The sequence below is a fragment of the Polymorphobacter sp. PAMC 29334 genome (assembly GCF_019431245.1).
GTDB lineage: Bacteria > Pseudomonadota > Alphaproteobacteria > Sphingomonadales > Sphingomonadaceae > Polymorphobacter_B > Polymorphobacter_B megasporae.
The window spans coordinates 99680-123316 of the sequence record NZ_CP080243.1 but is presented as its reverse complement, the minus strand read 5'-3'; the positions used below and the strand labels follow the sequence as shown (position 1 = coordinate 123316).

Genomic DNA, 23637 nt, shown 5'->3' with positions numbered 1-23637 from the left:
CCGCAGCCGCACGCGAGATTGGGCGGCTGCCGCCGTTCGTCCGTGACCGCGACGGGAATTACGGACCGGCGTTCACGATAATAGCGGCGCGCAACGGCCGGTTGCGGATCGCCGGCGCAAACGACCGCTGGCGGCCATCCGACCTTCCGCTCCGGCGGGTCTACGGCGGCGGGGGCTGGGTCCACGGCTTCCGCGCGCGGCTGGCGGTGCAGTCGGGGGTCGGCCGCGCCGGGCCGCGCCGCGATGCCGCGGTGGTCGTCGACAGTGGCGACGCGCGGCTCACCTACGCCGGGACGATCGGCGCGATCACCGACTGTGCCGGCAGCTACGTCAAACTTCGCTATCACCTGCCGGCGACGGTCAAGGCGACCGGACCGAAGGACGGCGAGGTATGGTTCGCCCGGACCTGCGGTGATCAGCGGACGACCTACGACCTCCCGCCCGACGCGGGGCGACCATTGCCGCTCGAAGGTCACGGACGCGCCTTCTCGCCGAACCCCAGTCGAGATACGCCGCGAGCCGGATGCCGCCCGGTTCAAGGCGCAGCTCGCGCACAAATCCACGCATACCCGCGGACATCGGCGCTGTCCGAGCTACTTAAGTAAGCCTATGATCCCAATGACAAACCCAGAGACACCGAAAAAACTGGAGTAGGCAGGAGTCGATAGAAGATTTAGTATGACCTTCCATTCAGGCTCAGGGGAATCGATGAGGCTCATTAGAGCATTATTGATAGAATGGGCTTTGGCTTTTTCAGCATTGTTCAAGCCGGTCTTTTCGATAAGAACGTTGACTTCCTTTAGGGAGGTCATGATGCGCTCCATGATCTCCGGGTCGGATGCGACGCGCTCTTCAATCCCCGTCCACTCAAACGCAGACGCTGCCAGCTGGTCCCGGAAAGATGCGATCGCTCGGGCGGACTCCTCAGGGGGAAGATTGCTGGGATCCGTGAATAACAGCAAAAAAAGCGATGATATCACGCTGGTTCAGCGGCTTGGCTAGCACGATTCATATTCGAGTATTTATGCAGACACGCCGGCAGCTTTGCGCAGCTTTCGCAGGGAAGCCAATTGATCAGGTGTGATGAGCGTTGCCATTCGTTCAGCACTCCAGTCGGCCGTACCGCTCAACGGCAAAGCCATCAGCCACCATGCGGCACGATAGGTCAACGGAGGCCGCGAAGCACTGTACCACGCGCCTGCCATAGTGATCGACGTCAAGTTGGCGACATTTCACCGCCTTGCCCGTCGTCAGAGCCGTCAGATGGTCTCGGCTGGCGTACGGATCGCCGGGAGTGCAGCGACGTCCTGGGCGACACGCGCCAGGCATCTCAGGGGCGTCTATGGCGTACAGGCGCATTGATCGCCTGGCGCCTTCACAGCGGATCGCGTCGCCGTCGTGGTGGGTAGGGCCGTTGCAGGCAAACGAGGCGGATGTGTACGCAATGGCAGGTGATGCGCCCAGCGCACTAGAGACGGTAGCTGGCGCTGACCAAAGTCCGGCGATGTAGCCAGCAACCAGAACCGTCCCGGAGAACGTTGCCACTGCAGCGGCCACCCTTGGGACGGATACTCGGCGCTTCGGCTTGCCGCCAACGTGAGCAAAGCCCTCTCCAGGAAGCCTGTTCATTCTCTAGCTTATAAAAGGCGCTACACGCACGAACAAGCGGCCACACAGGCAGCGATCTATCGGCCTATCATCCCAATGCGGTGCAGTTCGCCGAATAACCGTCTTGTCGCCTTAGCTAGAATGCCTAGAATCGCGACCCTGATGTCACGCTCATAAAACGGCACACCGTGGTGCTGCACGGGGCGCCCGATATAGCCCAGAGACTAAGTGCCCAGAATCCGACGATCACCGCTTCATGACATTCTCACACTATTGGCATGGCGCGTCGTCGCGGGCAGCTTTGATATGCGCCAACATCAGCCTTGCCGCTGACTACTGCTTGAGCAGCCAGCGATCGAGTCATTACCGACGCACCTGCGATTTTGAAGACCGGATGATCCGCTTTCAGCTGCCAACATCGCGACAGCGTCAAATAGAAAAGCGCAGATCGAATCTGGCCTTCGCCAGCGCTGATTCCGGCGGTCGTCGCGACATAGCCGATGCCTTCGCGCATGAGCAGTTTTGCGTGGAGAACGATTTCGGAACGAAGGCTCTGTGGTGCTGTAACACGTCTGCGCGACGCGCGAAGCGGCTCTCATTAACACGCCACGCTTTTGACATGAGTCGCGCATCGGCTGCCGGTTCACGTGCAAGGCTGCGTAAGCCGACCCGGGGCTGCTTTTCGTTACCGCGTCGGCGATCGTCTCGTCCGATGATCGTGCTCTTACGACATCTCACCAAAACTCGAGCCACATCGAGGCGATACCAGCTCCGGAGCTAGTTCGCCTCCAACCAAGTCCATATATATATCTGCAACACACATCTGGAGAGAGTACATGAGTGCAGTACAACACGAACCATGGGTCGGGCTCAATTACGGCTCAGGCGCCTTCAACGGAGAGAAGATTGCGATCGTCGGCTACTCGCACTGGGACAACGACATAGACACTAACGAAAAAACCAAGGAAACCTTAGCGGGTGTAGCAACCGGCTCAACGGTCGAAATCGCGTTTTTCAACAAGATCATGGGCTATTTCAAGCGCGACGATCCGGCGTTCTGGAATGAAGTCATGTTTTTCAACTTCATTCCGAACACGATCGGCACCGGTGACGAGCGACACGATAGCGGCACGGATGAGCAGCATCGCCTAGGCCAAGCCCGCGCTCTCGCCCTTATGGAAGAGCACAAGCCGGACCGTGTATTCGTTTTTTCAGCCAAGGCATGGAGGAACTTTCCGAAGTCCATCGAGGATCTCGCAGAGCTTCAGGCCGACGAGATAATCCCAGAAGAGGCTGAGTTCGTGCGCAACCATTACCGCGTTGAGGATCACGTCGTGCTGGCGTTCGGGTTACGCCACCCTCAAGGTGCCGCAGACGCGATTATGTACCCGGCCGTTGCGGCCGCGCTGCGCATGACGTCGTCCCCGCCGAGAACGTAACTTTAGTCGATCAGGATCCGACCTCCGCGTTCTTGCCAACGTGGAGAGTTGGGATGTCGTGGACAAGCGGGTATGGCCGATCAGCGTCTGTGCATGTGGCAACTGTAACGTTAAAGGACTCCTCACTGCAAAGATATCGTACCAATTAACTGAGACAACGCTCACGTTGGTAGCCGTCGGCTCTCGGGTCGCATTCTAAACCGTCCGATGATCGAATTTGCTATCGTTCACCCACCCGGACAGCCTGGCGCGCCTTTCGGCGTGCGTTCCACTAGCTACACTTGCCCTGGCCGTACAAAGCGGCGAGCACCCGGCTTCACACTACCAGTTGTCGGTTCTACCCTCTGCCCTAGTCGGTCCCGCCACTCTATCGCATCGAGCAATGGTGACACGTCAACCTGAAGTCCATTGAGGTAGCGGTGTTCGCCCACGACGAGCCCGATCGGCACGGGAGGACCCCGGGTGTAGAGCGCTGCCAACTGTGGGGGACCTCCAGAAAAAAGATCGTCGCCTGATACAATCGCGTCATGAAAGGCAGACAGGATCGCCCGGCTACGGCTGCCGACGTCAGACCGCAGCCACTTGGTCCGGTGCTCGTCTGCCGCATCTCCACCGCTTCCAAACGACTTGATGAGCGCGGTCGTCGCCGGAACGGCAATAGGGGACGATGTGCAGCGCCGCTGAGCGACTTCGTGGCCGATCTGCCATGCGCGGAATTCGGTGTTTGGCCAGTCGCCAGAGCGCATCAGGTGGTGGATTGTGAAATCGAGCGACGGGGTAGCAACAGTCGTCGCGACCGCGCGCTGAATGGCGCCCAGCACCGCTTGATGTTGCTCGTCCGGGGTTGCCTGAGGGTCTATCAAAATGCCTGCGTCAATCGCGGCGGACACCTGACCGAGTATCAAACCTGGAAGAACGACGTCGCCGACGAAGCCGAATAGATGTGGCGCTGTTGTCGGCGCGAAGATCTTGCGACCGCTGTCCCAGCGGTGGTCGGCGGTATCCCAAGTGATCCTGCTGTCGGACGCGAGGTAGACGGCCCGGGGCTTGTGAGGGATTATGTCAGCGTCGCTGAACGAAACCCACGATAGAAGTGTAGTCACGAAGAGTCCCTCTCATGATAGTGGAGCGCCCGGGTGCTCTGGCCGATCACCTTAAAGTTCGCGCGCATTCCATAGATACTGTTATTCGCGCTAACTGGCACGAGATAGCTTTCCCTTCACGGATACGCTCCCAATATCGCACGAGCATGACCTGGAAGCAGACGAAAACATGCTGACGAGCGCCCATCGAAGCGCTTAGGATCAGAGCCGAAATTTGGGGGACACGAACTTGCTCGAGCATATTCAGTTATTGAGAAATATCGGCCAGTATGAGTCAGTAAGTGCAGGCACCCAAATCTCGCTCACAAAACTGTCGCTGATCTACGCTGAAAACGGCCGAGGCAAGACGACACTCGCCTCAATTCTTCGCTCACTTGGAACAGGCGACGCGGGTCTCATCCTTGATCGCCACCGCTTGGGCGCGCCGAACCCGCCTCATGTTGTGCTCAGTTTTACCAGCGGCGTGGTTCAGTTTCAGAACGGGGCTTGGCCGGCGCCGATGCCTTGCATCGCAATTTTTGACGACGCTTTCGTTGCGGCGAACGTCTGCTCAGGCGTCGAAATCGACACTGGCCATCGACAGAACCTTCACGAGCTAATTTTGGGTGCGCAGGGCGTTGCTCTCAACGTGGCGCTGCAGGGTCACGTCGTCCAGATCGAGGTGCATAATCGCGCAGTCACGCAGAAGGCCACCGCGGCAGACACCGCTGTGCGCGGCGCAATGACCGTGGACGCTTTCTGTGCCTTGGCGGTCAATCCCGATATTGACGCCGCTATCGCACTTGCGGAACGGAGCTTAGCGGCGGGTCAATCGGCAGACGCCATTCGCGAGAAGCCGGCCTTTCGACCGCTATCTCTACCAGCTTTCGACACGGCCGCCATCGACGCGCTACTTGCGCGCACCTTGGCCGACCTTGAAGCCGAGGCAGCCACGCGCGTCCGAACGCACCTGCGTCGGCTCGGCCGGGGCGGCGAAGCCTGGATCAGCGACGGCATGGTGCGCATTGCCGGTTCATCGGAAGGTCAGGGACACGAAACCTGCCCCTTCTGCGCGCAAGACGTCACCGGCGCACCGCTGATACAGCATTACCAGGCCTATTTTAGCGACGCCTATGACGCGCTGAAGACCGCGATCACCGAAGTCGGGACGGGCATCAACACCGCCCACGGCGGCGAGGTGCCGGCGGCGTTTGAGCGATCAGTGCGCGTCGCGGTCGAGGCACGCACATTTTGGAACGCGTTCGCCGAGATCCCCGAAATCGACGTCGACACAGCCGCGATCCTGCGCGCTTGGACGGCCGCGCGCGGGAGCGTGCTGACTGTGTTGCGCGCGAAGGCAGGCGCGCCGCTCGAGGCCATCGCACTTTCGCCTGAAACCTTGGCCCTGATTGACGTCTACGGCAGGCAGCGGGCCGCCATCGACGCCCTATCCTTTGCGCTGCAGGCCTGCAATTCGCCGATTGGCATCGTGAAAGAACGGGCAGCTGCCGCCAACGTGGCCGTTTTGACGACCGACCTTGCTCGCCTTGTGGCGGTGCGAACTCGGCATAGCGAGGGCGTTGCCGAGCTTTGTGACGACTACCTAAATGAAAAGGCCGCCAAAGCCGTCACCGAAGCGCTGCGCACTCAGGCGCGAGCCGAGCTCGACAACTACCGACGGAATATTTTCCCGGCCTACGAGGCGGCGATCAATCTCTACCTGCAGCGCTTCAACGCCGGCTTCAGGCTGCTGGCGATGAATCCGGTCAACACGCGCGGCGGCTCGTCGTGTAACTACAACATCGTTATCAACAATGTGGCCGTGGCGCTGACCGGTGATGCGGGCGCTGCATTCCACAATACCCTTAGCACCTGTGACCGCAACACTCTGGCCCTGGCTTTTTTCTTCGCCTCACTGGAGCAAGACCCGCAAATTGCCGACAAGATCGTCGTCATCGACGACCCCATGACCAGCCTTGATGAACATCGCGCGCTGACCACCGTGCTCGAACTGCGGCGCATGCTGTCCCGCATTAGCCAGATGATCGTGCTGTCGCATTCGAAGCCCTTTCTCTGCCAGCTTTGGCAAGGTGCGGACGTGGCGCAGCGCCAAGCCGTCCTCATCCGGCGCGAGGGTGCCGGATCGACCTTGATGCTCTGGGACGTCAATCAAGATTGCATCACCGAACATGACCGCCGGCATGCTCTTGTGGCGGCCTATATGCAGGCCGGGGATCCCACCAGCGAGCGGCGCGTAGCGGCCGCGCTGCGTCATATTCTCGAGGCCTTTATTCGTGTGGCCTATCCGGCATCTTTTCCGCCCGGCCAGCTACTCGGGCCGTTTCTCAGTGTCTGCCATCAGCGCGCCGGGCAGATCAACCAGATCTTGAGCCCGGCCGACATCGAGGAGGTGCGCGCAGTGTTGGTTTATGCGAACCGCTTCCATCACGACACCAACTCCGCGTACGAGACCGAATCGATCAACGATCTCGAGCTAGCCCAATTCTGTGGCCGGGTGCTGGCTTTCGCACAGCGGCCGTGAGGTCAGTCGCAGCGGACACTGTTTCGAGCTATGAGGCGCGCGACACTAGGAAGAATTTGCCTTGAGCACCGCCCCTTTGGATACCCCGCCAATAGTGATCCTTACGGATATCGAATTAGCGGAAGCTAAGCGCGTCGCCGTGCTTCGTCAGCTTCGCAAGGAAGAGCTGAGATCGACCCAGCATTTTCATCCAGGAGAGACCTCTCTAGATGGCCACGTACTCGGAGTACTTGGAGAGTTAGCGGTTGGAAGATTTTTAGGCGCCGACATAGACAAAACGCAGCGCAAGACCGGCGACAGCGGGTTCGATTTTAACATCCGAGGCGTGACGATAGATGTACAAACCACGTGTCATATACCAGGGTATCTGAAATACGATAGGACTAGACACAGTTTCCGTGCAGATATAGCCGTAATAGTTGAACAGATTTCTGCAGTAAAATACCGATTAGCGGGATGCATCTCTATAGAACAGTTTCTCGAAAGGTGTTTTTGGAGAAATTTTCAGCATGGAAACAGATTGACGGTCGATCCGCGAGATACGCGACCAGTAACCGAATTAGCTCGGTGGCTATTGACTTTATAGTTTTTCATTTTAGCTAAAACCAGCTATTGAGGGCCGTAATACGTAGAGTGTGCTCGAAACCTTTTCGAGTGGGATATCGTAGATTGCCTCTGGATCAGCAGAATGATCTACAAGTTCGAAATCTGATCGTAGAAAATGCTTAAACTCGACGACGTAAATTGCTCTCTCATTTATTCCCTTTATATCGGTATCGAGAACTTGAATGGCTAAAGGCTTCACGGCGTCAATCGGCCGGTCCGTATGCTTTTTTGTAATGTAAAATGCGACTTTGACTTGTTCAATAATCTGATCTTCAAGAATTCGCTCACCAAACTGTTTAGCTTCACATGTAACGAACATGTTCAAGTCAGCACCTTGAGATGCCTCGTTGGAGTATGACGCAATATATGCGGCGTCGATCTCAGGTCTCGTCTTTATGCTCATTTGAAGGTGGGTCACATCTAGAATACGAAATTTTAGAGCATCAGACGAATATACTGCTAATTGGGTCTCCACCAACCTTAGATTAACCGCTACTTGAGTTAGCCACGTTTCGTCCTTTCTGCCCAAGCTGCGAGCTAGATGGGGCAGGGACGCGGTCTGTACAGCATAGCATTCCGTTTCATCAGTTGGGTCGAAGCGATCTATGAACGCAGCCGTCCATCCAGGACGTTTCACAAATTGAAATACCCGTTTGTCTCCATAGCGTTGCCGCGCACCGACGCCATCGGCCCAGATCTCGGCCGGCCAATTGTCATTGACGTTCCGCTTCCGAATTAAATCCTTCAAAAAATTGGCAGGGTTTGCGGTTCCGAGCGTCGAGCTCGTGTCTTTCATTGCCTTAAGAATATCACCGGATTTCACGATACCCCGATCAAATTCCTCGAGCTTGTGCCGCCGATATAGCTCCTTGAGTACGTCTGATTTATCTGATGCCATGTCCGTTACGCGCCCCCCATTAGCGAGCGGGACCTAGCCTGATTTTCAATCCGAGCGTAGGAAAACATGTGGTTGACAATCGAACCCCGTCGAGCCGGAGCGCATTGATGGCGCGCATACCCTCGAAAAACACATCGCCAGAGATGATTGTCCGACGGGCCCTTCATGCAATGGGTCGCCGTTTCCGGCTGCACCGTAACGACCTTCCCGGTACCCCCGATATCATCTTGCCCGGGTCGAAGAAGGCGATATTCGTCCACGGCTGCTTTTGGCATTGGCACGGCTGCAAAATCGGCAACCCTCCGAAGTCTCGCCCGGAATTTTGGCTTCCCAAGCTGCAGCGGAACCGAGATCGGGATGCCGAGAAGACAGCGGCTCTGATCGCAGCCGGCTGGAATGTGCTGGCGATCTGGCAATGCGAGACCCGTCAGCCCACCACCCTACAGGCGCTTCTGTCGGCTTTTCTCGACGAGGAACGAAAAGCGATCGACATCGAGCCCGGCGGCTGTTAGGAATGTATTTTAGAAGCTCCGAGAACGGATGAACGTATGAGGCCGATCGGCATCGATTTATTTGCTGGCGCTGGCGGGATGAGCCTGGGCTTCGAGCAGGCCGGCTTCGATGTCGTAGCCGCGGTCGAAATCGACGCGGTTCACGCTGCCGCGCACAGCTACAACTTCCCGGACTGTGCGGTTCTTGCGCGCTCGGTCGTTGGACTATCGGGAGACACCATTCGTAAGGCCGCCGGCATTGGCAAGCGTAAGGTCGACGTCGTTTTCGGCGGGGCGCCGTGCCAAGGCTTTTCGCTGATAGGCCAGCGTGTGCTCGACGATCCGCGCAACAGCCTCGTTCGTGAGTTCGTGCGGATTGTCGTAGAGTTGAACGCCTCCTATTTCGTATTCGAAAACGTGAAGGGTCTCACCCTGGGTCGCCACAAGGCTTTTCTGGAGGAGCTTATTCAGCTGTTCGAGGAGAGCGGATACGACGTGCAGCTTCCTTGGAAAGTGCTCGACGCTGCGGATTACGGCGTCCCGCAACATCGCCAGCGCCTTTTCATAATGGGTGCGAAAGCCGGCAAGAGGCTTCCAGTTTACCCTCTCGCCGTGACAAAACCTGCTGACAGGGTCGGGGCAACGGATTTGCCTGTTGGACCTAGTTCGAGTGACGCTTTGGGCGACCTCCCCGACGCAGACAAATTCGATATTCTCAGCGTTACAGATGAAGTTGTCGTGCCGGTTTGGCGCGCACCTTCCGCCTATGCGAGAATGATGCGCTGTTTGAGTAACGACGCTTGGCACTTTGGGCATGTTCGAAATTGGAACGCCGTCCTGATGACCTCGAGCGCACGAACGGTTCACACGGACATCTCAAAGCGGCGCTTCAAGGCGGTGCTTCCGGGTGGGGTCGAGCCGATTTCCCGGTTCTACAAACTTCATCCCGACGGGCTGAGCAACACCCTGAGAGCCGGCACCGACGGAACTCGAGGCGCCTTCACCAGTCCACGACCGATTCACTATGAGTTTGCCCGTTGCGTCACGGTTCGCGAGATGGCTCGACTGCATGGGTTTCCCGACTGGTTTCGGTTCAATGAAACGAAATGGCATGGTGCCCGGCAAATCGGGAATGCCGTTCCGCCGCCTCTCGCACGCGCGGTCGCCTCCGAAGTAGTCCGTGCGGGACGTTATACACCAGTGCGGCCAGGCGCGCCCATCAACCTCGGCGATACGGTCCTATTGCGCATGGACATCACTTCGGCGTGCGCCCATTTCGAAGTGGCTGCGCCTCGCTCCGTACGTGACAAGAAAAGCGGCGCGACGAAGCGTACGCAGCGCGAGACCGAAGCTTGGCTGCAATCCAGGACTGTCGGAATTGACTGAGGCTGCACCGCTCCCAACGCCCCCGAATGCATATCAAGCTCTGATCGAACGAATTTTTCTCGATCGGTATACGCCTGGCGCAACTGTCGTTGAGTTCGAGCGCCACGATATACCGACTGCTGCCGAAGCTATGGGGCGGGACCGCCCTAAAAACCTCGGCGATGTGATCTACGCACTTCGCTACCGCACGAGCATGCCCGCAAGCGTTTTGGCTACGCAGCCCGAAGGAATGGAGTGGATCATCGAAGGGAGCGGTCGCGCACGTTACCGTTTCTGCTTGGTACCTTTGAACCGCATCGTTCCCCGCAATGATATGGCTTCTATCGCGATTCCGGACAGCACTCCTGAAATTATCCGAGCCTACGCGCTCGACGACGAGCAAGCGCTACTTGCAATCGTGCGGTACAATCGTCTGATCGACATTTTTCTCGGTTTAACCACTTATAGTCTGCAAAACCATCTTCGCACGAGCGTCAAAGGCATCGGGCAGATTGAAATCGACGAGCTATATCTGGGGCTTGATCGGCATGGCTGTCACTACGTCATTCCGGTTCAAGCGAAAGGCGGCACCGATCAGATTTCTGTCGTCCAGACAAAGCAAGACATAGCCTGGTGCCGGCAGCGGTTCGAAGGAGTTCGCCCCCGGGCTATTTCTGCACAATTTATGCGCGACGATAAGATAGCGATGTTCGAACTATCGATCCAAGACGAGCAAATTGTCGTCGTCGACGAAAAACATTACTTACTAACGGCGGCGGCTCAACTGGATCGCAGTGCCACTACAGCATATCGTTGAGATTGTGCGATGACGCCGTGGAAGCCGCGACAATCGCCTCGTTATCGCTTGCCTCCAGGCCCTCAAAATCGATCCCCCGCTGTGATGGCTCAGCGCACCGAACCGGCTGGAGGACTCGACGATTTTCCGACGCCGATGTGGGCGACCCGAGCGCTCTGCGAGGAGGTTCTCGACCCAACGTCGCTGCGAGGACTGACTTGTTGGGAGCCTACTTGCGGCCGAGGCTATATGGCGTCGGCTCTCGCAGAATACTTCGGCTACGTGCGCAGCAGTGACGTTCATCCGTACGGCTACGGGGAGGTATACGATTATCTATCGGTACCGGAGACGCGTCCACCCACTTCGGACTGGTTGGTCACAAACCCTCCCTTCCGGCTCGCTGAAGAGTTCGTTCGGCGCAGTCTTGGCCTAACCAGGGTAGGCGTAGCCATGCTGGTCCGAACTGGCTTTATAGAAAGCTCCGGGCGATACGATCGGTTGTTCCGCGATACACCGCCCAGCTGTGTTGCACAGTTTTCCGAGCGCGTCCCAATTTTGAAGGGCAGGGTAGATCCACGAGCGTCAACGGCGACCGGGTATTGTTGGCTCGTATGGCAGAAGTCCGCTCCCCTTCCTACCAAGCTCACCTGGATAAAGCCTTGTCGAAAGATGCTCGAACGTCCGGACGATTATGATGATCCACGTGGGGGCCTTGCTGGGCTGACCGAGTCCGTGCCCCGAAATATCTAGTCACCGCCCACCGCCCACCCTCCGGCTGCGGATCTCGGCGCGGCCGATGCCGGTTTTCTGTCGGTCGCCGTCACAGGATTGGCAGGAAACTGCTATCGATCGTTCGAGCTGCTGCGTCTTGATCGGGGAGCCTCCTTTGTTTTTCGTACGCCTCCGGTGAGTGACGCCTTGAGTGATTTGGCGGCTGCGGTGACGTAGCACTGGTGCAAGCGACGGTGTTTGCACCAGTGTTAGCGACGGTGCGATGGGCCAGGTCACGGTATATTCGGGTGTCGAGCGTCGTCGCCGGTGGAGCGACGAGCAGAAGCGGGCCTTGATCGATGCGGCGTTTGCGCCCGACGCGATTGTCGCTGAGGTGGCGCGGGCCGCGGATGTTCGACCGAGCCAGATCTATCGGTGGCGTCGCGACCTGTACGGCACTGGCCACGCGGGCGCGGGCTTTGCGCCGGTCGTTGTCAGCGCCGACGCCCGCGATGTCGCGCCAGCATCATTACCGCCGCCGGCGATGCTGGTCGAGATCGGTGGCTCTGTCGTGCGGATCGCAGCGGACGCGCCGGCAAAGCTGGTGACGGCTGTGTTGCGGTCGCTGGCGCGGTGATCCTGGTCCCGGGCGGCGTCCGGATCTGGCTCGCAACCGGTCACACCGATATGCGTAAAGGCATGCACGGGCTGGCGCTGCAGGTGCAGCAGGGGCTGCGCCGCGACCCGCACGCGGGCGACCTGTACATCTTCCGCGGACGCACCGGTGGCCTGGTGAAGATCCTGTGGTACGACGGCCTCGGCACGTCGCTTTATGCGAAGCGGCTCGACCGCGGTCGCTTCGTCTGGCCTTCCGCGACCGACGGTGTCGTCGCGATCTCGGCGTCGCAGATGGCGTGCATGTTGGAGGGCATCGACTGGCGCAACCCGCAGCATACATGGCGGCCAAGCGCTGCGGGATAGGGTCTTTTCCCAAGCCAGACGACGCCAAAACGCTTCACGGTTCCTCGCGATTTTGCTATGTTGTGGGGGCGATGGAAGCGTTGTCTCCCGCCGATATTATTGCGCTCCGACAGGCGCTTGACGAGGCACGAAGCGATGCCGCCGTCGCCCGGGCCGACGCCGCCAACGCCCGTGCGATCAACTCCGACCTTGAAGCCCGCATCGCCCTTCAGGCGCTCCAGATCGCGATGCTCAAGCGCGACCGGTTCGGCCAGCGTTCGGAGCGCAGTCGGCGATTGATCGACCAGATGGAGCTGGCCTTCGAGGAGGCCGAGGCAACCGCCGCTGCCGACGAAGCCGCCGCCGCTCATGCTGCAGCGAAGACCACGACCGTCACCGCGTTCGTCCGCGCCCGGCCGTCGCGGCAACCGCTGCCCGCGCACCTGCCGCGCGAGCGCGTCGTGATCCCGAGCCCTCCCTGCTGCGCCGGCTGCGGCTCGAACCGCCTGTCGAAGCTCGGCGAGGATGTCACCGAGACCCTCGAGGTAATCCCGCGCCAGTGGAAGGTCATCCAGACGGTGCGCGAGCGCTTCGCCTGCCGGGCCTGCAAGCGCGTCAGCCAGCCGCCGGCTCCGTTCCACGTCACCCCGCGAGCCCTGTTCGGCGCGAGCATGCTGGCGATGCTCCTGTTTGAGAAGTTCGGGCAGCACCAGCCGTTAAACCGGCAACGCGACCGTTATGCGCATGAAGGTGTCGATCTCAGCCTGTCGACGTTGGCTGACCAGGTGGGCGCCTGCACCGCCGCGCTTAAACCACTGCATCGGTTGATCGAGGCGCATGTCCTTGCCGCCGAGCGCCTGCATGGCGACGATACCACCGTGCCCGTGCTGGCCAAGGTCAAGACCGACATCGGTCGCATCTGGACCTACGTCCGCGATGACCGGCCATTCGGTGGCCCAGCCCCTCCAGCAGCGCTGTTCCACTACTCGCGCGACCGGCGCGGTGAGCATCCGCGTGATCATCTGGCCAGCTACACCGGCATCCTGCAAGCCGATGCCTATGCCGGGTACAACGAGCTGTTCAAGCCGGGCCGCTCCGCCGGGCAGGTCACCCGCGCGCTGTGCTGGGCACACGCACGGCGCAAGCTCTTCGTTCTCGCCGACGTCGCCACCCAGATGAAGCGCAAGCCCGACATCGCCCCGGTAATCTCGCCATTGGCGCTCGAGGCGGTGGCGCGGATCGACCGTATCTTCGACATCGAACGCGCGATCTGCGGCAAGACCGCCGAAGAGCGGCTCGCCGTGCGTCAGGAACTCGTCACGCCCATCGTAACCGAGCTCGAACACTGGCTGCGCCAGCAGCGTGCGACGCTTGCCCGGCATAATCCGGTCGCGGTGGCGATCAACTACATGCTCAAGGACTGGACCGCGTTCACCCGGTTCCTTGCCGATGGACGGATCTGCCTGACCAACAATGCCGCCGAACGAGCCTTGCGCGGTGTCGCCCTCGGCAGGAAGTCGTGGCTGTTCGCCGGCTCCGACCGCGGCGGACAGCGCGCTGCGTTCATGTACTCGCTCATTGTCACCGCCAAGCTCAACGATATCGACCCGCAAGCGTGGCTCGCCGATGTCCTTGCCCGCATCGCCGATCTGCCGCAGCAACGCCTCGCCGAACTGCTCCCGTGGAACTGGCGACCCGACACCTCAGACGTGCCGCTCGCTCAAGCCGCCTGAGCGTGTCGCAGCGACCCTGCGGCCCTCACCGGATGCGTACGGTTTTTCGGGGCAGCGGCCATTCGATAACCGCTGCAGTCTGCTCAAAAAGGGGCTCTTCCCGCGATGCCGGCGTGCTTCGCGAGGCGATGGTTCGACGTTCGACGCGCCGTGCGCACCACTGAGAAGATGTGCAACCACTCAGTTCGACTGAGACCTATCACTCATGACGAAATGGCAAAATCAACGTCAGCCTGGTAGCACCGCCGTCACTTTGTGGCTGCTTAAAGCCAGTCAGAAATGGCCGGCGAGCTTGACATGGTGGTAACCTTAATATCCACCAAGCGAGCATTCGTGGGGGAAACTTGTGATTCGGAAAATAGATTATGTGCTTGCAGCGCTTGTCAGTGTTTGTGCAGCACAGGCGGATGCGGCTTACGTGATCGGCGGTGCGTCGGGCACGATGCGAGTGTTGATCACAAGCGGGTACTACGATCTCGACGGCCTCGAAGACTTCCATGGCGGAGCATCGAATGGTTCAGTTCCCACGAGTCTCGTCGGAAAGCTTGGCACACTAAAATTTAGCGCTCGAGTTTATGGCGATGTGCCACGGGACTATCCGCCCTACGGTAACTTCACGCCCTTCTACGATAATTCGTTCGATTTGAAGTTGGATGACGTAACTCTTTCTCGTCACGAGTTTTCGTTTGGTGGCAGCAACTATGAGCCCGACCCGGGCCAAACCTATCATTTTGCTAAGTTTAGCGGGACAGATCAAACCGCATCTCTATCGGCTTATTTCGGAGATAACGGAGGCAATACTTACAATTATTATCTGTCATACGGTAACGGTGGACGGACTGGCGTCGGAGGAATTGACGAAGGCAGTGAAGACGCCGGGTTCGACAACTATGCTTTATTAAGACTCGTGGTCCTCAGCGGGGGAGTGTCTGCAGTGGTGCCCGAGCCCTCTTCGTGGGCGATGTTAATCGTCGGATTTGGACTGATCGGTAGCAATCTCCGCAGGACGAGCGAGCTGCGAGGAAGCGTAATTAAGTTACCCCGCCGCCGTCTAGACCGGTAGCGCGGTTCACAACGGTAACCAGAACCGCCGCTATAAGCCGCCGTGCCGTAATCATCCCAAAGATGCGTAGATGAGCACGCTTGCACCTTCACGGCTGACCAAGTGTGGTTTCCTAATCTTAGCGCTCACCCTAAGCGACGTGCTGTGAATCCAGCGGCAGCCTGCGCTATCGAAGAGGTTGAGCCTGTTTGCCGTGTGCCCGGCGATGACCGAGTAATGCTCGAGCTTTCCTTCAAAACAAATTATCACGGCTCGATTCTGACGCAGGTTGCGCCGAATGTTACGGATCACCTCGGGCACATGCCAAGCGCGATCATCGCGCATAAGCGGCTGGAGGATAAGTCGAACCCTCAGCAACGCTTCGGCTTCGGCGACAACGGCTTCGCACATTGCCAGCCATAGCCCGTTATCCATACCGTATACGATGGCTTCCCTCAGCTTTCGCTTGCGACCGAGGAAAGCCAACCCGCAGTCTAGTAATTGCCCGCACATTCGGGACGAGATAATTCGATTTGGGTAGACCGCGATGCGCAGCGCGTTGATGATCGCATAGAGGCCGCATAATCCGTCGAGATCCCCCTGTTCGAGCGGCTTTAGCTCGCGCGTTGCACGGGCCAGATCGGTGCCGGTCACGCGTCAATATTCCGACGCGAGCATGATCGTCAGCACGCGCTTCGTCACTGTCGGATCGGCAGGGTCCGCCGAGCCGTATTCCAGCTGCAGATCGTAGCAGTCGATTTTCCACAGAAGCTCGGCACCGAAAACGTCGAGATCGCCGAAATCGCGTTCGCCGTGCGGGTCATTATCGCCGTCGAACGCAGCGTAACGCTGAAGCGCATCAATCAGCGTAGTAACATCAAATCCGGGGAGCGCCTTTACACCGGTCGTAGTGACGACGACCCCGCCGCTGCCGGTAATACGAAGGCAATCGTTGAGCCGCGCGATAGCTTCTGCCCGCGGGATTTGGGCGCACGTCGTTGAATCGTCGAAACTCATGGTTTGATTCCTTTTGGAATTTAGCGAGCAATCAGTGGTATGGACGCAGTCGAAATCTTGGCCGAACGGCGATGCGTCGACGCCAATGGCTTTCATCGCCTATCCGACAAACTCAGTGATATCGGCCGTAGGGTCGGCGACTGCGCAGCTCGTCATGTGCGGTGGGACGGCGTCGGGCAAAGGCGTGCCGCGAGGTTGGCGTTGATCGCGATTAAAGCATCCGCACGAGCTTTCGCTGCGCGTCCCTGTCGCCCTCGATGTATCGCTCTGTTGTCGTGAGCGCGCGATGACCCGCAAGCTCTTGAACGTCGCGCAGCGAACCTCCAGCCTTCGATAGTAGCCGCGCTGTCTGCGTGATGAAGGTCCGGCGACCGGAATGTGACGAACATCCCGAAAATCCTAATTCGCGATATAGCTTGGCGAACCAATTGACGATCGAGCGCGGCGTCATGTGCGAGCCACGGGCTGACCGAATCACTGGGCCTTGCGTCGGGTATTCGAGCAGCCGACGAAGATGCTTCAACGCGCGCCGTAATTCGAGGTTGATCGGAATACGCCGGCCTGAGCCATTTTTGGCAATTCGATCAGCGATGGAGATATGATCGGATAGCCTCCCATCGGCGCCGAGAACCATTGACCACTCAAGGCCGGCGATCTCGGCCGCGCGCAGGCCAGCTTTAAAACTTAGAAGCACCACAACTCGGCTGCGCGGCGAATCGCGATCAGCAGACGTTTTTTCGAGCACGCGACAGACATCGACGGCAGTCAGCACCTTAGCGGGCTTGCCCATTGTAAATCCTATCGATTTTGGGGACGCTTCGTCGGCCGATAGCCAACTTCGCTATGCAAAGTTTAGCATATTGCTTATAAAATGTCAATTATATGTTTAATTACAATGCGTTAGGATTGAATGGTGTTTGATTCAATTTCTAGTCGGCCGATCCTAACGCCGCCCGCCGGCTGGTCACTTGAAGCGAAGTTCACTGACGCAAATTTCACAATTTCGCCGTCGAGAGTTCGCCACGGTCCGCTGACCTTCGCCTCAAGCCGTTCCGAAAGTGGGCACGCTAGTGGGCCGGTCAGGACTAAAGCTCGAAAAACAAAGCAAAATCAACGGTCTTTGGCGGAGTCGGAGGGATTCGAACCCTCGGTACCGGTTACCCAGTACGGCAGTTTAGCAAACTGCTGGTTTCAGCCGCTCACCCACGACTCCGCGAAGCGACGGGCTATACCGAAGCGTTATACGCTCTGCAATGTGTGGATTTACCGGCCGACACTGGTATAGGCGATCCCGCGGCGTGCCATCTCGTCGGGGCGGTAGACGTTGCGCAGGTCGATGAGCACCGGGTGCGCCATCGCCTTGCCCAGCCGGTCGATGTCGAGCCCGCGGAATGCGTCCCATTCGGTCATCAGCACGGTCGCATCCGCCCCGGCGACGCAGTCGTACGGGTCGGTCGCATAATCGACTTCGGTCAGCACGAGCTTCGCCTGCTCGACGCCCTCGGGGTCGAACGCGCGGATCTTTGCGCCGGCGTCCTGAAGCGCCTGGACCACCGCGATCGCGGGTGAATCGCGCATGTCGTCGGTGTTCGGCTTGAACGTCAGGCCGAGGATCGCGATCGTCTTGCCACGGACGCTGCCGTCGCACGCGGCGACGACCTTGCGCGCCATCGCCCGCTTGCGCTGGTCGTTCACCGCCGCGACGGTCTCGACGATCCGCACCGGCGTGCCGAAGTCCTGCGCGGTCTTGATCAGCGCGAGCGTGTCCTTCGGGAAGCACGATCCGCCATAGCCTGGGCCGGCGTGGAGGAACTTCGAGCCGATCCTGTTGTCAAGGCCGATGCCGCGCGCGACGTCCTGGACGTTCGCGCCGACCGCCTCGCACAGGTCGGCGATCTCGTTGATGAAGGTGATCTTGGTCGCGAGAAAGGCGTTCGCGGCGTATTTGATCAGCTCGGCGGTGCGCCGCGCGGTGAACAGCAGCGGCGACGAGTTGATGAACAGCGGGCGATAGATCTCGGTCATCACCGCGCGCGCCGCCGCGTCTTCGGTGCCGACGACGACGCGATCGGGGAATTTGAAGTCGCGGATCGCCGCGCCCTCGCGGAGGAATTCGGGGTTCGACACGACGGCGAAACGCGCGTCGGGATTGGCCTCGTGGAGAACGCGCTCGACCTCGTCGCCGGTGCCGACAGGGACGGTCGACTTGGTCACGATGACGGTGTCGCCGGTGCACGCCCGCGCGATTTCCTTCGCGGCGGCAAAGACATAGCTGAGGTCGGCGTGGCCGTCGCCGCGGCGCGACGGAGTGCCGACGGCGATGAACACCGCCTCGGCATTGGCGACCCCGGCGGCGAGATCGGTGGTGAAGGTCAGGCGGCCGGCGCGGGCGTTGCCGGTGACGAGCTCGGCGAGGCCAGGTTCGAAGATCGGCATGACCCCGGCACGGAGCCGCTCGATCTTCGACGGATCATTGTCGACGCAGACGACATCATGGCCGAAATCGGCAAAGCACGCCCCTGAGACGAGGCCGACATAGCCCGCGCCGATCATCGTTATCCGCATGTCTGCTCCCGTCCGCTGCTGCACTGCGGTAGCAGCGGTGCCGGGCGTTGGGAAGGCGCGCCCAGACGAGCGCGGGCGTTCTGGACTTTGGCGGAGCCGCGCGGCAAGGATGCACGGGGGCGTCGATCGTCGAGCGGGAGTAAATCGATGCGGATCACGCTGGCCCTGGCGGCAATTCTATGTGCGGTGCCGGCATTGGCGCAGGAGCAACCGCCGGCCACGCCCGACGCAGCGCTTGTGCCGCAGACCGAAACGCCCCAGCCTCCGAGCGCCCAGTCTGTGCATCCCGCGACACCGCCGGTCGACCCTGGCTTCGCACATCCGCCCGCCGACACCTATGAGGAGGGCGATGTCATCGCCGCCGCCGAGGGCGCTTTCGGCAAGGGTGCGGAAGGCGCGGCGAAGCTCATCGAAAAGGCGTTCAAGGACCTTGGCCGCCCCAACGGCTATATCGTCGGGCGCGAGGCGTCGGGGGCGTTCTTCGTCGGGCTGCGCTACGGCTCGGGGACGCTGTATTCGAAGGTCGAGGGCGAGCAGCCGGTCCACTGGACCGGGCCGTCGGTCGGCTTCGACGTCGGCGGCGACGGCGACCGCGTCTTTACCCTCGTCTACCACCTCGACGACACCAACGACCTGTTCCGCCGCTACCCGGCGGCGGAGGGCAAGGCGTATCTGATCGGCGGCTTTACCGCGACGTACAACCAGCGCGACAACGTCATCCTTGTGCCGATCAAGCTCGGCGTCGGCTGGCGGCTCGGGGTCAATGCGGGGTGGGTCAACTACACGCGGTCGAGCCGTCTGCTGCCGTTCTAGGCGGCCACTACGCGCGCTTGACCTTCCGCCCCGGGAAGGGTCGATGGTCGCGTGACCGGCATCGGATCCATGAGCATCGTCCTCGGCCTGTTCGAAGGTCAGATGCTGCTGCTGGCGGCCGCCATCCTCATGCGGCACGTCCGCCGGGCCGATCGCACGCTCGGCGCCTTGCTCGTCGTCCTGTGCGGGATGCTGACGCCGTTCGCGATCGGCTATGCCGGATTTTACGATCGCTGGCCGTGGCTCTCGTTTGCGCCGTTCGCGGTTCCGCTGGCGATGGGGCCGCTGCTCTACGCGCATCTCAACGCGCTGGTTCTCGACCGTCTGATCTCGCGGTGGCATGCGGCGCTGCCGGTCGCGCAGTTCGCGTATCAGGCGGTGGCGTTCTGCCTGCCGCTCGATCTGCGCGGCGCGTTCGATCGCGAGATCCAGCGCCCGTGGCTCGATCCGCTACTCGCGGTGCTGCTGCTCGGCTCGATGATCGGCTATGCCGTCGCCGGGTGGCGGCTGGTCAAGCGGCACCGCGCATGGTTGCGCGCGCGGCGGACCGATCTGGCTGCGGCTGATCGCGTTCGCGGGGTACTGGTCGCGTTTGCGGTCATCGTCGCGCTGCGGACGGCGTACACGATCGTGGATACGCTCATCGTGCCGCTGTCGTATTTCGACATGTTCGGCTTCTACGTCGCGCTCGCGCTGATCGGGAATTACCTCGCGATCGAGGGCTGGCGGCAGTCGGGCGCGCGCGTGCAGCCGATCGTCGAGCCGCCACCGCGCGATTGGCCGGGCATCGCGCGCGACTGGGTCGGGCGGATCGAGGAGCATAAATGGTGGCGCGATCCCGACCTCGATCTGGCGGGACTGGCGCGCCGCCTCGGCACCAACACCGCGTATCTGTCGCGCGGGTTGAACGAGGGTCTCGGGGTCGGGTTCGCCGACGCGATCAACCGGCTGCGGGTCGACCATGCCGCCGAGCGGCTGCGCGGCTCGAGCGACGACGACATCCTGGCGATCGCGCTCGACGCCGGGTTCGGCTCGAAGGCGACCTTCAACCGGGTCTTCAAGGAGCGCTTCGGCATGACGCCATCGTCGTACCGGCGCGTCTCAAACGGCAAAAACGATGCCGGCGACCCGGATTTGTAGCGCACGGCCTGACCACGACCGTCACGGTGTTGGCATCCCTCTCGGAGCCGATGCCAATGTTCAGTCCCGATCGCCGCCTCGTCCTCGGCGGCATTGCCTCCGCCGCGCTGACCGCGCTTGTCCCGTCTTCGGCGCGGGTGAGCGCGGGTCTGCTCGAGCCTAAGGCTATGCGCGGCGACATTGCGGTCCTCACCGATGCGTTCACCAGCCTCCACCCGGGACTGTATCGCTACCTGACCCCGGCGCAGTTCTTGGCGGCGCGCAAGCGGCTCGACCTGATTGCCGCCAAGCCGCTGTCGCGTGGCGATTTCTACCTCGCACTGTCGGCGTTCACGGCGAGCATCCGGTGCGGGCATAGCTACCCCAACCCATCGAACCAGAACCCGGCGATCACGACGTTGTTTGATCGCGCCGATCGCCTGCCCTTCGCCTTCATCTGGCTCGACGGACGGATGATCGTGACGCGCGATCTGGGGAGCGGGCAGAGGCTCGCCCCCGGTGCCGAGGTCGTGACGATCGACGGCGTCGACACGCGCGCGATGCTCGCCCGGATGCTGCCGTATACGCGCACCGACGGGAGCAACGAGGCGCGTAAGCTCGCCGATCTCGGCATCCCCGGCGATGGCGATCAGCCAAGCTTCGACATCCTGCGCACGCTGCTGTTTCCGTCAGCCGGACGATCGGCGCATCTCGAAGTCCGCACAGGCGGCGCAACCCGGACGATCGACTGCCCGCTGCTGTCCGCCGCGATCCGCGACGCGGCGCTCAACCCCAAGTCCCCCGCGTCGCCCTATGGCTGGCGTTTCGAAACGCGCGGGACCGTTGGCGTCCTGACGATGCCGACATGGGCGGTGTTCCACGAGAAATGGGACTGGCAGGGCTTTATCGACGCGAGCATCGATACGGCAATCGACACCAAGCTGACCGGCGTCGTCATCGATATCCGCGAAAACGGCGGCGGCCTCGATTGCGGCGCGGCGGTGCTGGCGCGCCTGATCACGGCACCCCTCAAGACCGACAATTACTCGCGGCACGTCCGCTACCGGGTGATACCCGACCGTCTCGCACCATATCTCAAGACGTGGGACCCCAGCTTCCGTGACTGGGGCGCGTCGGCGATCGGGCCCGACGCGAACGGCTTCTACACGCTCGACCGGCCCGGCGATGCCAGCGACACCGACACGATCACGCCGGCGAAGCGCCGCTTCACCGGCAAGGTCGCGGTGCTGACCGGGCCGAAGAACGCCTCAGCGACGTTCGGTTTCGCCGCGCTAATCAAGCAGCACCGGTTGGCGACGGTTATCGGCGAGGCGACCGGCGGGAACCTGCGCGGGATCAACGGCGGCGCGTTCTTCTTCGTCAACCTGCCCGAATCAGGGATCGAGGTCGACCTGCCGCTGATCGGTTATTGGCCCGACCGGCCCCAGCCCGATGCGGGCGTGACGCCGGATATCGTCGTACCCCGGCGACGGGCGGATATCGCAGGCGCGCGCGACCTGCAGATGGAGCGCGCGATCGCCGTCGCATCGGCCTGACCGGCCCGGCGGCACTGCCGCTGTCCTACACACAGCGATTGCGCCTAGGCTTTCGCCTCGACTCGCCGTCCACCGGGACCGCATTGCTCTTTCTCATTGTTGGTCTTCGCATTTGCCGGTTTTCGGGCTGTCGGCGTCAGCTCGAAGGGAAAGCCGAGAACGCAAAACCACTGTCGTTTGTGTGAACTTATTTTGAACTTAGCGCCTGTACGCTCATTCTGCGCCTGAATCGGCCCTGCCAGCTGCGACCTCCGCATAGCGTCGCCCATCTTTGGCGGTGCCTCTAACCATACGATCGGGGTCAGTTTGAAGGGAAAGCCGAGAACGCAAAACCACCGACGTTTGTGTGAACTTATTCTGAACTTAGTTGCTATCCGCCTCGCGCCGCCCCAGCTTCGGGCAATGCCCATTGCCCGCCTCACCGACCGCGCCGTCCTCCGTATCGGTGGGGCCGACGCCCGCGCCTATCTGCAGGACCTCGTCACCAATGATCTCGATCGGCTGACTCCGGAGACGCCGTTGTGGGCGGGCCTGCTCAGCGCGCAGGGCAAGCCGTTGTTCGATATGCTGCTGTTCGACGGCGGCGACGTCGAGCCTGGCGCGGTTCTTGTCGACATCCTCGCGACCGCCGCCGAGGCGCTGGCAAAGCGACTGACGATGTACCGCCTGCGCCGCGCGGTGACGATCACCGCCGAGCCTGGTCTCCACGTCTTCGCCGGATGGGACGAGCCGTCGATCGGCGTCCCGGCGGACCCGCAACTGCCCGCGCTCGGCACCCGCTGGATCGCCGGCGCCGCCGAGACCAATGCCGGGCTCCCCGACTATGCCCGCCACCGCCTTGCGCTCGGCGTGCCCGACAGCGCCGACCTGGCGCTCGACCGGATGCTGTGGCTCGAGACGAACGCGGTCGAACTGAACGGCGTCAGCTTCACCAAGGGCTGCTACGTCGGACAGGAGAACACCGCGCGGATGCACCACCGCGACAAGCTGCGCCGCCGCCTGCTGCCGGTGACGATCGACGGCGAAGTCGAGGACGGCGCCGCGATCACCGCCGACGGCATCGCCGCGGGCGAACTTCGTAGCCACGCCGGAACGCGGGGAATCGTCTACCTCAAGGTCGAGACCGCTGGCCGCCCGCTCGTCGCCGGGGATGCCACCGTGACGGTCGACTGGCCGAATTGGCTGCCGACCGATTAGGCTTGTTTCGGGTCCGGCAAGACCGTTAGTCGTGGTGCATCGCGTGACCTGTTAATCGCGGGTCAAGCTACCCGCCCGATAACCCCGGTCGACCAGT

General features: G+C 61.0%; 23 protein-coding genes and 1 tRNA gene. 14 read left to right on the top strand and 10 right to left on the bottom strand.

Annotated features, from left to right (window positions below):
• Window positions 1-101: 101 nt before the first annotated feature.
• The gene (locus KZX46_RS04380) at window positions 102-605 is read left to right on the top strand and encodes a hypothetical protein (RefSeq protein ID WP_219775645.1); all 504 of its coding nucleotides are present in this window, start codon (window positions 102-104) and stop codon (window positions 603-605) included.
• Here KZX46_RS04380 and KZX46_RS04375 read toward each other — a convergent pair.
• The 3 genes from KZX46_RS04375 to KZX46_RS04365 form a co-directional block, all read right to left on the bottom strand.
• Window positions 594-962, bottom strand: coding sequence for a hypothetical protein (locus KZX46_RS04375; RefSeq protein ID WP_219775644.1), 369 nt, complete (start codon window positions 960-962; stop codon window positions 594-596). The genes KZX46_RS04380 and KZX46_RS04375 overlap by 12 nt on opposite strands.
• 139 nt (window positions 963-1101) lie before the next feature.
• A complete protein-coding gene (locus KZX46_RS04370; RefSeq protein WP_255615585.1) occupies window positions 1102-1329 on the bottom strand; it encodes a thermonuclease family protein in 228 nt (75 codons plus the stop codon).
• A 544-nt stretch (window positions 1330-1873) separates the two neighbouring features.
• Entirely contained in the window at window positions 1874-2122 is a 249-nt protein-coding gene (locus KZX46_RS04365; protein ID WP_219775642.1) for a hypothetical protein, read from the bottom strand.
• A gap of 322 nt (window positions 2123-2444) precedes the next feature.
• Between KZX46_RS04365 and KZX46_RS04360 the strand changes: the two genes are divergently transcribed.
• Window positions 2445-3047, top strand: coding sequence for a hypothetical protein (locus KZX46_RS04360; RefSeq protein ID WP_219775641.1), 603 nt, complete (start codon window positions 2445-2447; stop codon window positions 3045-3047).
• Between the two features lie 275 nt (window positions 3048-3322).
• Here the strand turns inward: KZX46_RS04360 and KZX46_RS04355 are convergent, their stop codons facing one another.
• Entirely contained in the window at window positions 3323-4150 is an 828-nt protein-coding gene (locus KZX46_RS04355; protein ID WP_219775640.1) for a hypothetical protein, read from the bottom strand.
• A gap of 229 nt (window positions 4151-4379) precedes the next feature.
• Between KZX46_RS04355 and KZX46_RS04350 the strand changes: the two genes are divergently transcribed.
• Entirely contained in the window at window positions 4380-6671 is a 2292-nt protein-coding gene (locus KZX46_RS04350) for an AAA family ATPase (RefSeq protein WP_219775639.1), read from the top strand.
• Window positions 6672-7266: 595 nt separating this feature from the next.
• Here the strand turns inward: KZX46_RS04350 and KZX46_RS04345 are convergent.
• Window positions 7267-8175 carry a hypothetical protein gene (locus tag KZX46_RS04345; protein WP_219775638.1) on the bottom strand — a complete coding sequence of 303 codons (909 nt, stop codon included), beginning with the start codon at window positions 8173-8175 and terminating at the stop codon, window positions 7267-7269.
• A gap of 107 nt (window positions 8176-8282) precedes the next feature.
• Here KZX46_RS04345 and KZX46_RS04340 point away from each other — a divergent pair, with 107 nt between their 5' ends.
• The 7 genes from KZX46_RS04340 (at window position 8283) to KZX46_RS04310 (ending at window position 15294) form a co-directional block, all read left to right on the top strand.
• A complete protein-coding gene (locus KZX46_RS04340) occupies window positions 8283-8687 on the top strand; it encodes a very short patch repair endonuclease (RefSeq protein ID WP_255615251.1) in 405 nt (134 codons plus the stop codon).
• A gap of 36 nt (window positions 8688-8723) precedes the next feature.
• Window positions 8724-10052: a DNA cytosine methyltransferase gene (locus KZX46_RS04335; protein WP_219775636.1), complete on the top strand. Its 1329-nt coding sequence runs from the start codon at window positions 8724-8726 to the stop codon at window positions 10050-10052.
• Window positions 10045-10848 carry an endonuclease gene (locus KZX46_RS04330; protein ID WP_219775635.1) on the top strand — a complete coding sequence of 268 codons (804 nt, stop codon included), beginning with the start codon at window positions 10045-10047 and terminating at the stop codon, window positions 10846-10848. The genes KZX46_RS04335 and KZX46_RS04330 overlap by 8 nt, the downstream gene beginning before the upstream one ends.
• Before the next feature lie 973 nt (window positions 10849-11821).
• Window positions 11822-12175, top strand: coding sequence for a transposase (locus tag KZX46_RS04325; protein ID WP_219775634.1), 354 nt, complete (start codon window positions 11822-11824; stop codon window positions 12173-12175).
• On the top strand, window positions 12172-12519 hold the full coding sequence (gene tnpB, locus KZX46_RS04320) for an IS66 family insertion sequence element accessory protein TnpB (RefSeq protein WP_219775633.1): 348 nt from the start codon (window positions 12172-12174) through the stop codon (window positions 12517-12519). Before KZX46_RS04325 ends, tnpB begins: the two co-directional genes overlap by 4 nt.
• A 71-nt stretch (window positions 12520-12590) precedes the next feature.
• Complete coding sequence (locus KZX46_RS04315) at window positions 12591-14231, top strand: IS66 family transposase (protein ID WP_219775632.1); 1641 nt, start codon at window positions 12591-12593, stop codon at window positions 14229-14231.
• A 346-nt stretch (window positions 14232-14577) separates the two neighbouring features.
• Window positions 14578-15294 (top strand): PEPxxWA-CTERM sorting domain-containing protein, encoded by a 717-nt coding sequence (locus KZX46_RS04310; protein ID WP_226896092.1) that lies wholly within the window; start codon window positions 14578-14580, stop codon window positions 15292-15294.
• 51 nt (window positions 15295-15345) lie between these two features.
• Here the strand turns inward: KZX46_RS04310 and KZX46_RS04305 are convergent, their stop codons facing one another.
• The 5 genes from KZX46_RS04305 to KZX46_RS04285 all read right to left on the bottom strand — a co-directional run bounded on the left by KZX46_RS04305 (window position 15346) and on the right by KZX46_RS04285 (window position 18855).
• A complete protein-coding gene (locus tag KZX46_RS04305) occupies window positions 15346-15927 on the bottom strand; it encodes a hypothetical protein (RefSeq protein ID WP_219775631.1) in 582 nt (193 codons plus the stop codon).
• Between the two features lie 3 nt (window positions 15928-15930).
• The gene (locus tag KZX46_RS04300; RefSeq protein ID WP_226896091.1) at window positions 15931-16386 is read right to left on the bottom strand and encodes a DUF3768 domain-containing protein; all 456 of its coding nucleotides are present in this window, start codon (window positions 16384-16386) and stop codon (window positions 15931-15933) included.
• Window positions 16387-16501: 115 nt separating this feature from the next.
• Window positions 16502-17080: a site-specific integrase gene (locus tag KZX46_RS04295; RefSeq protein ID WP_219775630.1), complete on the bottom strand. Its 579-nt coding sequence runs from the start codon at window positions 17078-17080 to the stop codon at window positions 16502-16504.
• Between the two features lie 331 nt (window positions 17081-17411).
• Window positions 17412-17503, bottom strand: a tRNA-Ser gene (locus KZX46_RS04290).
• A 50-nt stretch (window positions 17504-17553) separates the two neighbouring features.
• On the bottom strand, window positions 17554-18855 hold the full coding sequence (locus tag KZX46_RS04285; RefSeq protein WP_219775629.1) for a UDP-glucose/GDP-mannose dehydrogenase family protein: 1302 nt from the start codon (window positions 18853-18855) through the stop codon (window positions 17554-17556).
• A 147-nt stretch (window positions 18856-19002) separates the two neighbouring features.
• On the opposite strand from KZX46_RS04285, the gene KZX46_RS04280 reads away from it, so the two are divergent.
• From KZX46_RS04280 to KZX46_RS04265, 4 genes are all read left to right on the top strand, one after another.
• Window positions 19003-19668 (top strand): DUF1134 domain-containing protein, encoded by a 666-nt coding sequence (locus tag KZX46_RS04280; protein ID WP_219775628.1) that lies wholly within the window; start codon window positions 19003-19005, stop codon window positions 19666-19668.
• A 51-nt stretch (window positions 19669-19719) separates the two neighbouring features.
• On the top strand, window positions 19720-20808 hold the full coding sequence (locus KZX46_RS04275; RefSeq protein ID WP_219775627.1) for a helix-turn-helix domain-containing protein: 1089 nt from the start codon (window positions 19720-19722) through the stop codon (window positions 20806-20808).
• 56 nt (window positions 20809-20864) lie between these two features.
• On the top strand, window positions 20865-22343 hold the full coding sequence (locus tag KZX46_RS04270; RefSeq protein ID WP_219775626.1) for a S41 family peptidase: 1479 nt from the start codon (window positions 20865-20867) through the stop codon (window positions 22341-22343).
• A 402-nt stretch (window positions 22344-22745) separates the two neighbouring features.
• Window positions 22746-23540, top strand: coding sequence for a folate-binding protein YgfZ (locus KZX46_RS04265; RefSeq protein ID WP_219775625.1), 795 nt, complete (start codon window positions 22746-22748; stop codon window positions 23538-23540).
• The last annotated feature ends 97 nt before the right edge of the window (window positions 23541-23637 follow it).